The following is a 13,909-nucleotide window of genomic DNA, read 5'->3' on the forward strand; positions in this document are numbered from 1 at the left end:
ACAATATAATCATCAAGTAAAACCCATTCGATATCAGCAATACTTAATAATTATTTGATAATATACATTAATATGCTTTTTTCTAAATCATAAATTAAAACGTCTATAGACTGTATTACATTCACTAAATGTAGTCGGTAAATTTCGCCAAGAAATACCCGTTCTTATTTGGAACAGTATTTCCTCAAATGTCACTCTATATTCTGTTTTATTATAAACTCGACTCGTACTTTTCATTATTTTCAGTCGCGTTTTCCTTCCCACTGCTTATCTGTTAACCGTTGTTAACGGTATAATGAATTAAGTTATGGTTATTTTTGGCAAAATTATTATAACGTTCACTATGTCATTTAAAAACTACCATCAAAGATAAATACATCCTAGATAAATTGTGATTTTTTAATCGTGTGATAACGTAATTTTTTATTTTACCACGTGAAACCCAACTAGTTAGTGGTGTATAAATTACTTTATTAGCCGTTTCAAAAATATATGGCTTACCATTTGTATTAAAAATAATTACCATATGAATGTATGGAGAGTTTGTTGCTTGTTTAATAGCCAGACTTTGTTGATTGTGTGGATGGAAAAATAAAATCACTATCTTGAGGTTTATAACTAGCAATACTAAAAAGCTAACTAGAGACAGACAGCATAAATAATATAATAAAACGTATTAAATTCCCCTTACCTGTAAATAATGTTATAAATTATAAAATAGCTACTTATAAAATAGTATTTGTAAGTAGCTATCTAAATGGGAAACTAGTCTTGATGAGTAAAAATAGAAGCAAATTTATTTTTATACATCTCTTTACTAGCCTTAACAAATCGAATTGTTTTGAAAATACCTAATAAGCTTGCTTGATGCATACGGTATAACAAACGATGAATAGTTAAAGCAAAAAAACCTTTAACATTCATTTCGCGTTTACCAGCAATTTTAACTACACCTTGTGCTGTATCATGGAGAGAAATAATCGTTCCATTATCAACATAATTAAATGATTTCATGGGTTTATTATTTAACATGTTAATGATATTTTCATAACATATTTTTGCCATTTGATGTGCGGCTTGTGCAGTAGCTGGTGAGGCTCGCCCGCTGTTTTGCATAGCATAAGCACAATCACCAATAACAAAAATATTATCATCGCGCGTTGTTTGTAATGTTGGTTTAACCACCAGTTGATTCGAACGGCTTGATTCTAAACCAGCAATATCTTTTAAATAGTCTGGTGCTTTTACACCTGCAGTCCAAATCATAATATCTGCGCTAATAATATCGCCTTCCTTTGGATAAAAGCCGTCACTTTCCGCCTTGGTTATCATGGTTTTTGTTAATACATGAATACCACGTTTTTGAAGGGTATCGGTAATATTTAATGCCGTTTTTTCAGGTAAAGCAGGTAAAATACGGTCAGTTGCTTCAATAATAGATACATCAAGCAAATCAGAACACATTTTATTACGACCACAGTTGCCAAATGTTTCAACCATATGAGGTAACTCAGAAGCTAATTCAACACCTGTTGCGCCACCACCAACAATAGCAATACGAATTTTATCTTCAGTCGTCGTTTCATGTTCATCAATAATTGAACAAAAACTAGCAAATTTTGTAATAAGTGTTTCACGTAGACGAATTGCAGCGTTTTGGTCATCTAAAAAGATACAATGTTCTTTAACTCCAGGTGTGCCAAAATCGTTTGAAGTACTTCCTATTGCCACAACTAATGTATCATATGGTACAGAAATAGATTCACTATTTGAATTCTCAATAATAACATGCTTTTCTTCACGATTAAGATTAGTAAACGTGCCTTGAATAAATTGAAAATGGTGTTGTTGTCCTTGTTCAGCATAATCAATTTTATCAGCTTGCTCATTTAGAATACCAGTAGCAACTTCATGTAATAAAGGTTTCCAAATATGATAAGTATTTTTATCTATTAGTGTAACCTCGGCTTGATTACTTTTCCCTAATTTATCGCCGAGATCAGTTGCTAATTCTAATCCTCCTGCGCCACCACCAATAATAATTATTTTAACCATATTAAATACCTTAAATTTTTATTTTTTAATAGTTTACTAAATAAGTAGGTTTTTATCTATTTTATTTGACTAATATCACTTATAAATAAAACCTATTAAAGTATCATTTTATAATTAATAAAATTTATTTTAAGTAGATATAAAAAATCAGTTACCACTATAATAACTTAGTATTGATATTAATTCATTTTTAAATTAAATTGATATGCTTTGTGTAAATAAAGCAATTTTCGTATAATGGGAGAGAGTAAATTTTACATATGCTTATTTTACAAAGTATATAATAATTTTAATTCTCTATTTCTTATCTCTTTAATACCACTCTATACAAAATTTTATGAACAAAAAAGTTTTTACTATTATTGCGTTAATCGTTATTTTAATATCAATGACGATTTTAATTCGCTCACACAATAGTCAGTTTATCTTACAAGGAGAAGTTGATGCACCGAATGTTAGCGTTGCTTCTAAAGCCAAAGGTAGAGTGCAATTTATTCATGTTCATCGAGGTGATGACGTTAAACCTGGTGATATTCTTATTACTCTCGATAGCCCTGAGCTTTTAGCTCAAGTCAAAGCGGCTGAAGCAGCGCGAGACCAAGCAAAAGCTCAATTAGCACTTTCGGAGCATGGAACTCGTGAAGAAAGCATTCGTTATTATGAAGCAATTCTTGAGCAAGCAAAGGTAACATATGATAATGCTTCCAAAGAATATGAGCGTAACAAAGCTATTTCGGCCAAAGGTTATGTTTCTCAATCTATCTTAGATAGCGCATTAAAAACACGCGATTCAGCGTTTCAACAGGTTCAATCAGCACAAGCTAATTTAGACCAAGCTAAAAATGGAGATCGCATTGAGCAACGTGAAATTTATGCTGCCAAATTGGAAGAAGCCGGAGAGCAACTTAAACAGCTACAAATACAATATGATGATTTACAAGTTAAAGCGCAAGTAGCAGGTGAAATTGGTTCTATTCCTGCTGAAGTTGGCGAATTGTTTAATGCTAACAGCCCATTGTTAACAGTGATTCAATTACCTCAAGCTTATTTCGTATTTAACTTGCGTGAAGATATTATGTCTAATATTCGCAAAGGTGATCATATTATACTTGAAGTACCTGCACTCAATCACAAAGAAATTGAAGCCGAAATTCGTTATATAGCACCAATGGGCGATTATGCAACTAAACGTGCAACAAGAGCAACAGGAGATTTTGATTTAAAAACCTTTGAAGTAAGACTCTATCCTATTGCACCTGTTGAAGGTTTACGTGCAGGTATGAGCACATTATGGAAGCTAGACAAATAATGTTAGATTTCTGGCATCGTTTTAAAGAGGCGTTTAACGCCGAAATACCACAAATTTTTAGGCGGTTTACCTTTCACTGGCTAATGTGGATTATGCCACTAATTATCTTTGTGTTAATTAGTAGTATTTTTTATCGAGGTGTATTATATGATTTACCAGTAGGTTATATTGATCAAGATAAGAGTACTTTATCACGCGAACTCGTGCGTAATCTTAATGCTGCAGCACATGCAGATCTTATCAATTATGATAGCCAACTTTTTGATGCTGAGCGTGATCTGCAAAAAGCAAAAATTTATGCGCTACTTTATATTCCACCTAATTTTGAAGCGGATGTATTATCAGGTCGCCAACCTACACCAATGCTTTATTATAATGCGTTATATTATAGTGCTGGATTATATTCGATCATGGATTATTCTGGGTTGATAGCAACAATCAATACCCAATATCGAACCACCATGGCTACTAGCATTGGCATGCCAGTTCCCCCATTGGCAAAAGTTAACTTTAATTATGATGGTTTATTTAATGCTAGTGGTAACTCAATGTACTTCCAACAATTTTCCGCAGTAGTGCATTTATTGCAGCTATTTGTTGTAACCACAACAATTCACATTTTAGCACAGTTGCCAAAGCGAACTCGTCCTAGCTACCCTTTTGTTTTAGGGAAATTAGCACCTTATACAATTTGGTTTACTATGCTGCTTATTTTTGAAATTGCTATGCTGGTTTTGTTTTCTAATGCGCGTGTATCAGGTTCTCCTTTTGCCATGATGATAGTGGTATTTTTCTATGTTATTGCAGCACAAAGCATTGGTATTTTGCTATACACTTTTACTAAAACTCCTATTGATGCCTATACTTATATAGGTATTTTAGTTGGACTTGCATTAACTTATTCTGGTGTTGTTGTACCTGAACTATCCATGCCATGGATTGCTAGATTTATCTCTTCGCTTGAACCATTAACTTATGCACTAAATAAACTGTTCGATCTGTTTTTGCGTCACTCTAGTTATTTGTCGGTGTTAAAAACATGCGGAATTTTAATGATCTATCCAATTATTATTACCGTGTTAGTCAGAAAGCGTCTAGTAAGACGTTTACATTCACAGTAAGAGGATAAATTTAGATGATTAAAATATTTTGGTCTTCATTTATAAAAATATTCTTTTATCTGTTAGGACGACCAATGTGGTTATTGTTACTATTGTCAGTATCATTAATGAGCCTTGTTTATATTAATGGAACTATCACTAATTTACCGATAGCAATTGTTGATCAAGATCATACTCCAACAAGCCGTGGTTTAATTCGCTCATTAGAAACAAGTTCAAAAATTGATACGATTATTTATGAAAGCTCTCTTCAAGCTTATGATGATATCAATAATCGTAAACTTTTTGCTGTGATCACAATTCCAAGAGATTTTGAAAAGCGTCTAATAAATGGTGAAGAAGTTACAATTCCTGCATATGGTGATGCTTCAAGTCGTTTAGCTAATGGTTTAATACAAGTTGATATAAAAGGGATATATCAGCAGATATTGACTGAATATAATACTAAAATAATGCGTAATAACGGATTTTCAGATAAACAGATCAATATTATTTTATCACCTATAAAAGGTCAAACCGAACCACTTTATAATGCAGGCATCAGTTTTGCTGCCATTACCTTTCCAGGTTTGTTAGTCATGTTGTTACAACACTCTTTTTTAATTGCTTCAACTCGTACTAATATCACCCTAAATTCGCTACCCCAAGGCAAACCGCCTAAAATTGTTGTCTTTGGCAGTTTATGTGGGTTATTACCTATCTGGTTATTTTTATCTATTGTATTATTTGGTTTATGGCCTTGGATACTTGGTTATCGGCAATTGGCTAGCATTCCCGAAATATTAATCATGACATTTCCACTATTACTTGGGGCGCTAGGTTTGAGCAAATTACTAACAGAATGTTTACGCCGTACTGAGATGATATATCTTACATTAGCATTTTTAACCACTCCTGTTTTCTATCTTTCAGGAACCATTTGGCCTATTGATGCAATGCCATTATGGGTACAATGTGTTTCTTATTCTCTACCTTCAACTTGGGCAACCAATATGATTGCAGGAGTGAATCAAATGGGGTTAAGCTTATCAGATAACTGGCTAAATATATTTATGATACTTTTACTAGGAGTAATATATAGCTCGTTAGGTATTTTCATATCAGCCTTACGAGAAGGAAAAGTTAGAAGTATATTTAGAAAAATGAAAACGTTTCGATATTCAAAAATGCGTAGCTAAATGATAAATATGGGTAAAGTGCATATACGGAAAATAATCTGAGTTTTACTGAAGGAGCTTTTTATTACTAACACAGTGAATTGATTCAGTATTCCTGTTATTATGATTTATAGTTTTCACTAAAAATAATACAGTTATTGAATGTACAATAAATTTTACCCATGGATTATTAGTTTACGGTTAAAAACCATACCTCTTTCTCTTTCTGCGATATTAGTAGGTAATGCACTAGCTTATTGGCAACATCAATTTAGTTTTTGGATACTACTGTTTTCATTAATTACAGCATCATTGTTACAAATTCTTTCTAATCTAGCCAATGATTACGGAGATGAAATTAAAGGTAGCGATCAAAACAATCTTACTGCCCATAATCGAGGTATACAATTAGGCTTAATTACACTTAAGCAGCTAAAAATAGCGCTATGGATTAATATTTTTTTATGTATTTTATTTGGGCTGATTTTGCTTATATTTGCTTGTAATAATATTTATGAATTATTTATTTTTATATTATTAGGATTATTATCTATTGTTGCCGCAATAACTTATACCATAGGTAAAAAACCTTACGGCTATATTGGATTTGGCGATCTATCAGTACTTACTTTTTTTGGTTTGATTGGTGTCATGGGGAGTTTCTACTTGCAAACTAAGGTATTCTCTTTATCCATTATTTTACCTTCTTTAGGCTGTGGTTTGTTATCCGTTGCTGTGCTTAATATCAATAACCTTCGTGATATAGAACTAGATCGAAAAAGTAATAAGCGTACTTTAGTGGTAATGATTGGTAAATGTATGGGGCGATATTATCATTTATTGCTATTACTCATAGCATTTTGTTTGCTAAGTTTATTTGCATACAATAAATTACAAACAATCTGGAGCGGTTTGTTTATATTAACATTACCGTTATTTATTAAGCATATTTATATGGTTTTTCAATTTAATACGCACAAAGAAGGGGTACCTTTATTATTACAGATGGTCAAACTTGCTTTATTGACTAATTTACTTTATTGTTTGGGGATTATTTTGAGCTAGTTCACGTTTATTTAATTTTAATATCATTTTACTTGGTATTAGCGTTATACTAAATAAACTTATATATCACAGCAAAAGGAGACTTGATAATGGAGTTTGATACTTCAATTCTTTGCGATTATTACCCAGAAGATGTTAACGTAGTTGAACCAATATTTAGTAATTTTGGTGGCGTAGCATCGTTTTCAGGTCAAGCTGTAACAGTTAAATGTTTTGAAGATAACGGCTTACTATACGAAATTTTGCAATCAGACGGCTCAGGAAAAATCCTTGTTATTGATGGGGGGGGCTCTGTTCGTCGAGCGCTAATTGATGCAGAGCTAGTAGATATTGCTGTTCAAAATCAATGGGAAGGAATAATTATCTATGGTGCTGTTCGCCAAGTTGATTATCTAGCTGAAGCCGACATTGGCATTCAAGCTCTAGCAGCTATTCCTGTTGGTGCTGAAGATCAAGGCATTGGTGAAATTGATATTCGTGTTAATTTTGGTGGAGTGACTTTCTTCTCAGGTGATTTTGTCTATGCTGATAACACAGGTATCATCTTATCTGAAATTGCTCTTGAAATTGAAGATAAATAAAAAATAGTGTGAACCGCCGGTACATATCGGTGGTTTTTATACTTAAACGTATACTTACCTGAAACTTTTTAACAAAAAATCTTTAATTTTAAATCACTCGATTACGAATATAACCACCTGTTACCGTCTTTACTAAACCTTCTAGTTCCATATCTAATAATTTGACGCTCACTTCTGAAATCGACATATTTACTTGTTGAGCAATAATATCAATAGGGATAGGTTGATGATGAATCACAGCAAAAATTTCAGGATACAAAATAGAATTATTCTGTTCTTCTTTAAGCTGATTACACGAACTATTTACTGCTGATAAATAACTATAATAATGCTCTAAAATATCAACTGGTTTAGAAACTAAATAAGCGCCTTGTTTAATTAAATAGTGAGTTCCACTACAGTTTTCATTGTTAATATCACCTGGTAAGGCAAATACATCTCGATTTTGTTCAAGTGCATAGCGCGCAGTAATTAACGAGCCGCTTTTTTCTGAAGCTTCAACCACGAAAGTTCCTAAACTTAACCCGCTAATAATTCGGTTCCGACGAGGAAAATAGACGGATCTGGCTTTTTCAAATGGAAAAAATTCGGACACAATAGCTCCACCTTGCTCCAAAATATCATTGGCTAAGTTTAAATTTGATCTTGGTGCAATTTTTGCTAAACCGCTACCTAACACTGCGATGGTATGACCCGATACTTCAAGTGCGCCACGATGGCAAATAGCATCTAATCCAAGCGCTAAACCGCTGGTAATTGTTAAACCATTAATAGCTAATTCACTAGCAAAATATCGTCCCCACTGTGCTCCATATTCACTAAATTCACGACTTCCAACCATGGCTAATTGAGGTGAATGTAATAACTGTCGATTACCTAAAACAAACAACAATAAAGGCGGAGAACAAATTTGTTTAAGTAATAAAGGATAATCGTTATCACAATAAGCAATAAGGTGTTTTTGTGGGTGGGGTGATTCTAACCATTGAAGTATTGGTTCTAAATGAAGATATGATGTTTCATAAAAACGCACTATTTGAACATCCGACAATCCTAGTTTATTTAACAAACAAGGCACATTTTGTATGCTACTTGGTAAACCGTTAGCAAAAAACTGTCCAATTTTTTCAAAAATATTTTGTTTTCCATATCCAACCATTGAAATTCTTAATAAGAATTCATATTTACTCATCATAATCTTTCCGCACTCGTTTTAAATGATTTAGATATCTTGAATTGATAAGATAAATACTACCAATAGCCAACAAGGGCTATTCATCAGTATGATAAATGTTTACAATGAGCAATAGTTTGAATAAACCCGAAATTTGAGGAGTAGATCGAAGAATTTATGGCTATTTTACCGGTATTACGTTTTCCTGATGAGCGACTTCGCAAAGTTGCTAAGCCTGTTACCAAGTTCACCCCTGAGCTACAAACGATCATTGATAACATGATCGAAACCATGTATGACGAAAATGGTATTGGGCTTGCAGCAACCCAAGTTGATGTACATGAACAAATTATTGTTATTGATGTATCAGAAGATAAAAGCCAAGTTTATGTGATCATCAATCCTGAAGTGATAAGCCAAGAAGGTGAAACGGGTATTGAGGAAGGGTGCTTATCGGTTCCTGATTGTCGTGGATTTGTGCCAAGAGCAGAAAAAATCAAAATTAAAGCTCTAGATCGCCATGGCAATCCTTACGAAATTGATGCCGATGAGTTACTTGCTATCTGTATCCAACACGAAATGGATCATTTAAAAGGTAAACTTTTTGTTGATTACCTTTCACCATTAAAACGTCAACGAATTGAACAAAAAATGAAGAAACTTGCTCGTGAGGAGCAACGGAATCAATAAAATTAACCGCCACAGTGATTGGCGGTTAACCTATCTAAAGATAACTATTTAGCAACAATTACCATCGCAGGACGAATTAACCGGCCATTTAAGGTATAGCCTTTTTGGATGGTATTTACTATTTGACCTGATTGATGTTCTGGTGATTCAACCATACTAATTGCTTGGTGCACATCAGGATTTAGTTGTGAATCTTCAGTATTAATCACTTCAATACCAAATTTTTTGACAGTATCTAGGAATGATTTTAATGTCAGCTCTAACCCTTCAACAGTAGCTTTATGCTCAGGGTTGGTTTTATCTGTAGATTCTAAAGCTCGTTCTAAATTATCAATAACGGGTAATAATTCATTAGAAAATTTTTCTAGTGCAAATTTACGAGCTTTATCAACATCTTGTTCAACACGTTTACGAACATTATCAATTTCAGCTCGCGCACGAATCATGGCTTCGCTTTCATTTTTTTTAGCCAACTGTAATGCTTGTTCTAGCTCTGCAATACGTGCATCTTTTGCGCTTAATTGCTCTTCTAGACTTGGTTGCGCTGGAGCTTCTTGCTCTGTTGTTTCTTCAGCTGGTGTGTCAATGTTAGTTTCATTTTCTGACATATTTTTATCTTGCTCTGTCATAAGGTACTCCAAATAATGTAGTCGAAAACTTAGTGAATTACGGTTATTATGGGGACAATTTTTATGATTACAAGCTTATCAGTAAATTGATATGTAATTTTTTGACCTGTGACGAAAAAATACATATCGTTTATATAAAAGAATAACAAGGATATTTTATGAATACACCTTTTAAATGCGTTGGTCTCATTGGGCTTCCTCGTAAATTAGAGGCAATCGAAACTCATCAAGTGCTTTATGATTGGCTTGTTAGTCTTGGTATTCATGTGCTAGTTGAAGATCGCTTAGCGGATCATATTCAATTTCCAGTTAGCCATTACGCTTCGTTAGAAGCAATTGGTGAACAAGCTGACCTAGCCATTGTTGTGGGTGGTGATGGAAATATGCTACGTTCAGCTAGGTACTTGTCACACTATAAAATCAAAGTGATTGGTGTTAATCGAGGTAATCTCGGTTTCTTAACGGATATCTCGCATGAACAAGTAATTGAACAATTAAGTCCTGTTATTGCCGGTGAATATGAGGATGATCCTCGTTTCTTATTAGAAGTTTCCATTTATGATAATAGTAATTTGATTAATTCGAGTTTCGCCGTAAACGAAATTGTCGTCACTCCTAACACTGTAGCGCATATGATTGACTATGATGTTTACATTAATGAACGTAATGCGTTTTCACAGCGAGCTGATGGGTTAATTATTGCAACGCCAACAGGCTCTACCGCTTACTCGTTATCGGCTGGAGGCCCTATTTTAGCGCCTCATTTAGATGCATTAATTATTACGCCAATGTTTCCGCATTCGTTAGCAGTTAGACCTTTGGTTATCAAAGGCAATAACCCAATTCATCTTAAATTTCCAACTACTGCGCTTGATTTAAATATTGCCTGTGATAGCCAAATTATTTTACCGGTCAAACCAACGCAAGATGTGATTATTCGCCGATCTTTATATGAATTTAATTTAATTCATACCAAAGATTATGATTATTTTAATAATCTTTCGACTAAGTTAGGATGGTCGCAAAAGATGTTTTAATCTATTTTTGTAAAAAACTTTCAGGAAAGTATGTGTTTTAGTATAAGATTACATCTTAAATAACCAATGTCATGATATAAACGGTGAATGATGAAAAGATAGCTGCAATCACATCATCCACCATAATACCAAAACCGCCAGGTATACGTTTATCAAACCAACGAATTGGCCACGGTTTTGCCATGTCAAAAATCCTAAATGTTACAAAGGCTATCGCAATCCACATAACAGAAAGTTGTGGAATAAAAAATAGGGTGATCCACATGCCAACAAATTCATCCCATACTATATGCCCTGAATCGTGCGTATGGGTATCATCCGATGTTTTTTGGCAAATAAAACAACCAAAAATAAAAGTCACTAAAATAAATACCCAGTATAAAGCTGGTTGTAAACCATAAAATAATAGCCAAAGTGGAATCGCCATTAACGATCCCATTGTTCCGGGCATAATTGGAGATAAACCACTACCTAGTCCTACAGCTAAAAAATGAATGGGATTGGTTAACTTTAGGAATTTTTTAAAATCTTTATTTCGTTCTTGTTTTGTCATAATCCAATATTCTTTTAAATAAAACCGACATTAAGCCGGCAAAAAGAAAGTGCCTAATTTTTTAGCTAAGCATTTAAGTATTGATTATGACAATATTATTCATCTTTGGCTAATGTTGCAACCATTACCGCTTTAATGGTATGTAGCCTGTTTTCGGCTTCATCAAAAACAATACTATGTTCAGATTCAAACACATCATTAGTCACTTCAAGTCCATTGGTTAAACCATATTGAGCTGCCATCTGTTTACCGACGGTAGTGTTCATATCATGAAAAGCTGGTAAACAGTGCATGAATTTGACATTTGGATTATTGGTAAGTTTAATAACATTTTCATTCACTTGATAAGGTGTTAATAATTTAACACGCTCATCCCAAACTTCCTTAGGCTCACCCATTGATACCCATACATCAGTATATAAAAAGTCGACGTCTTTAACTCCTTTGGCAACATCTTCGGTTAAGATAATTTTTGCACCCGTATTTTTTGCTATATCTTGGCACTTTTGTACGAGTTCGGCTTCGGGATGACAGGCCTTTGGTGCAACTAAACGAATTTCCATTCCCATTAAAGCCGCACCTTCCATTAACGAATTTCCCATGTTATTACGGGCATCGCCTAAATAGGCAAATTTAATGCTACTTAATGGGCGATTGCCTATATGCTCTTTCATTGTCATAAAATCGGCTAAAATTTGGGTTGGATGTGCTTCGGTCGTTAAGCCATTCCATACTGGTACACCAGCATATTGGGCTAATGTTTCAACGATCTCTTGACCATAACCACGATACTCAATACCGTCATACATTCGACCCAGCACGCGTGCGGTATCCGCAATTGATTCTTTATGACCGATTTGACTACCACTTGGCCCTAAATAAGTGACATTTGCACCTTGATCAAATGCACCAACCTCAAAAGCACAACGCGTACGGGTGGAGTCTTTCTCAAAAATTAATGCAATATTTTTACCAATCAAATGTTGTTGTTCTTGCCCTTGTTGTTTGGCTTGTTTTAATTCGATAGCAAGATTAATTAATTGATTGATTTCGGTAGGGGTAAAATCAAGTAATCGTAAAAAATGACGCTGATAAAAACCGTGCATGATATAGCTCCTAATAACCGTAATGATGTAAATGATTCTATTTGAATAATTATGCAAATTCAAGTTAAACATCATAATAACTCTAACATTTTACCTTTATGCTGAGGTAAGTCTCAAAAATTAGACTTAATTATTAAAATAATTTTTATAATATTGCTTTTTTTGTACAAAAAAGTGTAATAAAATGACCAAATATTGTATCTTTGTAGCTAGGTAAAATTGAATTTTTATTCAAAATTCATGATAATTCATTCAAAGGATCTTTTAGTCATGCAAACTTATGCCCTCCTTATGTTACAAGATGGTTCGCAATTTATTGGGAAATCAATTGGTGCTGATGGTCAAACAGTTGGGGAAGTGGTATTTAACACCTCAATGACAGGTTACCAAGAAATTCTTACCGATCCGTCTTACTGTGAGCAATTGGTTACATTAACCTACCCGCACATTGGTAATGTAGGAACGAATGATACCGACGCCGAATCGAACCAAGTTTATGCAAAAGGCTTGATTATTCGTGATTTGCCATTATTAGCTAGCAACTATCGAAGCGAACTCAGCCTTTCTAGCTATTTAAAAAAACATAATGTTATTGCCATTGCGGATATTGATACGCGGCGCTTAACCCGTATTTTGCGTGAAAAAGGTGCACAGCATGGCGTCATCATAACAGCAACGGACAAAACGACCTTACTTGAAAAAGCCGAAATAGCTAAACAGCAGGCAATCGATTTTAAAGGATTAAGTGGGCTTGATTTAGCCAAAGAAGTGACTTGTTTGACAAGTTATATTTGGTCACAAGGCATATGGACAAGGCAACAGCAACAGCCTGCTCCAAAACCAGAAAGCCAATTACCATATCATGTTGTTGCTTACGACTTTGGTGTAAAACATAATATTTTGCGAATGTTAGTTGAGCGTGGTTGTAAATTAACTGTTGTACCAGCAAAAACGACAGCAAAACAAGTCCTTGCTTTAAAGCCCGATGGGATATTTTTATCTAATGGTCCAGGAGATCCTGCACCTTGCAGTTATGCGATTGATGCCATTAAGCAGTTTTTAAACACAGATATTCCTATTTTTGGCATTTGTTTAGGTCATCAACTTCTTGCGCTTGCTTGTGGTGCTAAAACTATCAAAATGAAGTTTGGTCATCATGGTGGTAATCATCCTGTTAAAGATCTAGAAAATAATAAGGTAATGATCACTGCACAAAATCACGGCTTCGCTGTAGATGAAGCAAGCTTACCAGCTCATTTACGAGCGACGCATAAATCACTGTTCGATGGTTCATTACAAGGCATTCATCACAATCAAAAACCGGCTTTTAGTTTTCAAGGTCATCCCGAAGCCAGTCCTGGGCCTCATGATGCAGCATCACTTTTTGACCACTTTATTGAGTTAATTAAAATTTATAAGCAGGAGCAATAAT

General features: G+C 34.1%; 14 protein-coding genes. 8 read left to right on the forward strand and 6 right to left on the reverse strand.

All coding sequences use genetic code 11. The features are described 5' to 3' along the window. Window positions 1–87 precede the first annotated feature (87 nt). Both B9N71_RS13450 and B9N71_RS00175 read right to left on the reverse strand, forming a co-directional pair. Window positions 88–237 carry a transposase gene (locus B9N71_RS13450; protein ID WP_085163686.1) on the reverse strand — a complete coding sequence of 50 codons (150 nt, stop codon included), beginning with the start codon at window positions 235–237 and terminating at the stop codon, window positions 88–90. Window positions 238–765: 528 nt separating this feature from the next. Next, window positions 766–2,055, reverse strand: coding sequence for an NAD(P)/FAD-dependent oxidoreductase (locus B9N71_RS00175; RefSeq protein WP_085163688.1), 1,290 nt, complete (start codon window positions 2,053–2,055; stop codon window positions 766–768). A gap of 337 nt (window positions 2,056–2,392) precedes the next feature. Between B9N71_RS00175 and B9N71_RS00180 the strand changes: the two genes are divergently transcribed. The 5 genes from B9N71_RS00180 (at window position 2,393) to rraA (ending at window position 7,288) form a co-directional block, all read left to right on the forward strand. Then, on the forward strand, window positions 2,393–3,364 hold the full coding sequence (locus tag B9N71_RS00180) for an HlyD family secretion protein (protein ID WP_085163689.1): 972 nt from the start codon (window positions 2,393–2,395) through the stop codon (window positions 3,362–3,364). Continuing rightward, entirely contained in the window at window positions 3,364–4,485 is a 1,122-nt protein-coding gene (locus tag B9N71_RS00185; RefSeq protein WP_202983963.1) for an ABC transporter permease, read from the forward strand. Before B9N71_RS00180 ends, B9N71_RS00185 begins: the two co-directional genes overlap by 1 nt. Window positions 4,486–4,502: 17 nt before the next feature. After that, the gene (locus B9N71_RS00190) at window positions 4,503–5,663 is read left to right on the forward strand and encodes an ABC transporter permease (protein WP_085163709.1); all 1,161 of its coding nucleotides are present in this window, start codon (window positions 4,503–4,505) and stop codon (window positions 5,661–5,663) included. Window positions 5,664–5,804: 141 nt separating this feature from the next. Next, entirely contained in the window at window positions 5,805–6,707 is a 903-nt protein-coding gene (locus B9N71_RS00195) for a 1,4-dihydroxy-2-naphthoate polyprenyltransferase (protein WP_085163690.1), read from the forward strand. Between the two features lie 89 nt (window positions 6,708–6,796). After that, on the forward strand, window positions 6,797–7,288 hold the full coding sequence (gene rraA, locus B9N71_RS00200) for a ribonuclease E activity regulator RraA (protein WP_065590596.1): 492 nt from the start codon (window positions 6,797–6,799) through the stop codon (window positions 7,286–7,288). A gap of 88 nt (window positions 7,289–7,376) precedes the next feature. On the opposite strand, the gene dprA is transcribed toward rraA, so the two are convergent. Continuing rightward, window positions 7,377–8,483 (reverse strand): DNA-processing protein DprA, encoded by a 1,107-nt coding sequence (gene dprA, locus B9N71_RS00205; RefSeq protein ID WP_141672756.1) that lies wholly within the window; start codon window positions 8,481–8,483, stop codon window positions 7,377–7,379. A gap of 156 nt (window positions 8,484–8,639) precedes the next feature. Here dprA and def point away from each other — a divergent pair, with 156 nt between their 5' ends. Continuing rightward, entirely contained in the window at window positions 8,640–9,152 is a 513-nt protein-coding gene (gene def / locus B9N71_RS00210; protein ID WP_065605826.1) for a peptide deformylase, read from the forward strand. Window positions 9,153–9,196: 44 nt separating this feature from the next. Here the strand turns inward: def and grpE are convergent, their stop codons facing one another. Further along, a complete protein-coding gene (grpE, locus tag B9N71_RS00215; protein ID WP_085163691.1) occupies window positions 9,197–9,781 on the reverse strand; it encodes a nucleotide exchange factor GrpE in 585 nt (194 codons plus the stop codon). Window positions 9,782–9,939: 158 nt separating this feature from the next. Between grpE and nadK the strand changes: the two genes are divergently transcribed. After that, window positions 9,940–10,818, forward strand: coding sequence for an NAD(+) kinase (gene nadK, locus B9N71_RS00220; protein WP_085163692.1), 879 nt, complete (start codon window positions 9,940–9,942; stop codon window positions 10,816–10,818). Between the two features lie 55 nt (window positions 10,819–10,873). Here nadK and B9N71_RS00225 read toward each other — a convergent pair whose 3' ends face one another. Then, the gene (locus tag B9N71_RS00225) at window positions 10,874–11,371 is read right to left on the reverse strand and encodes a phosphatidylglycerophosphatase A family protein (protein ID WP_085163693.1); all 498 of its coding nucleotides are present in this window, start codon (window positions 11,369–11,371) and stop codon (window positions 10,874–10,876) included. A gap of 95 nt (window positions 11,372–11,466) precedes the next feature. Further along, a complete protein-coding gene (argF, locus tag B9N71_RS00230) occupies window positions 11,467–12,477 on the reverse strand; it encodes an ornithine carbamoyltransferase (protein ID WP_085163694.1) in 1,011 nt (336 codons plus the stop codon). Window positions 12,478–12,747: 270 nt separating this feature from the next. On the opposite strand from argF, the gene carA reads away from it, so the two are divergent. Beyond that, window positions 12,748–13,908 carry a glutamine-hydrolyzing carbamoyl-phosphate synthase small subunit gene (carA, locus tag B9N71_RS00235; protein ID WP_065590600.1) on the forward strand — a complete coding sequence of 387 codons (1,161 nt, stop codon included), beginning with the start codon at window positions 12,748–12,750 and terminating at the stop codon, window positions 13,906–13,908. Window position 13,909: the final 1 nt, after the last annotated feature.

This window comes from Gilliamella bombi, from assembly GCF_900103255.1.
GTDB classification, from domain to species: Bacteria; Pseudomonadota; Gammaproteobacteria; order Enterobacterales; family Orbaceae; genus Gilliamella; species Gilliamella bombi.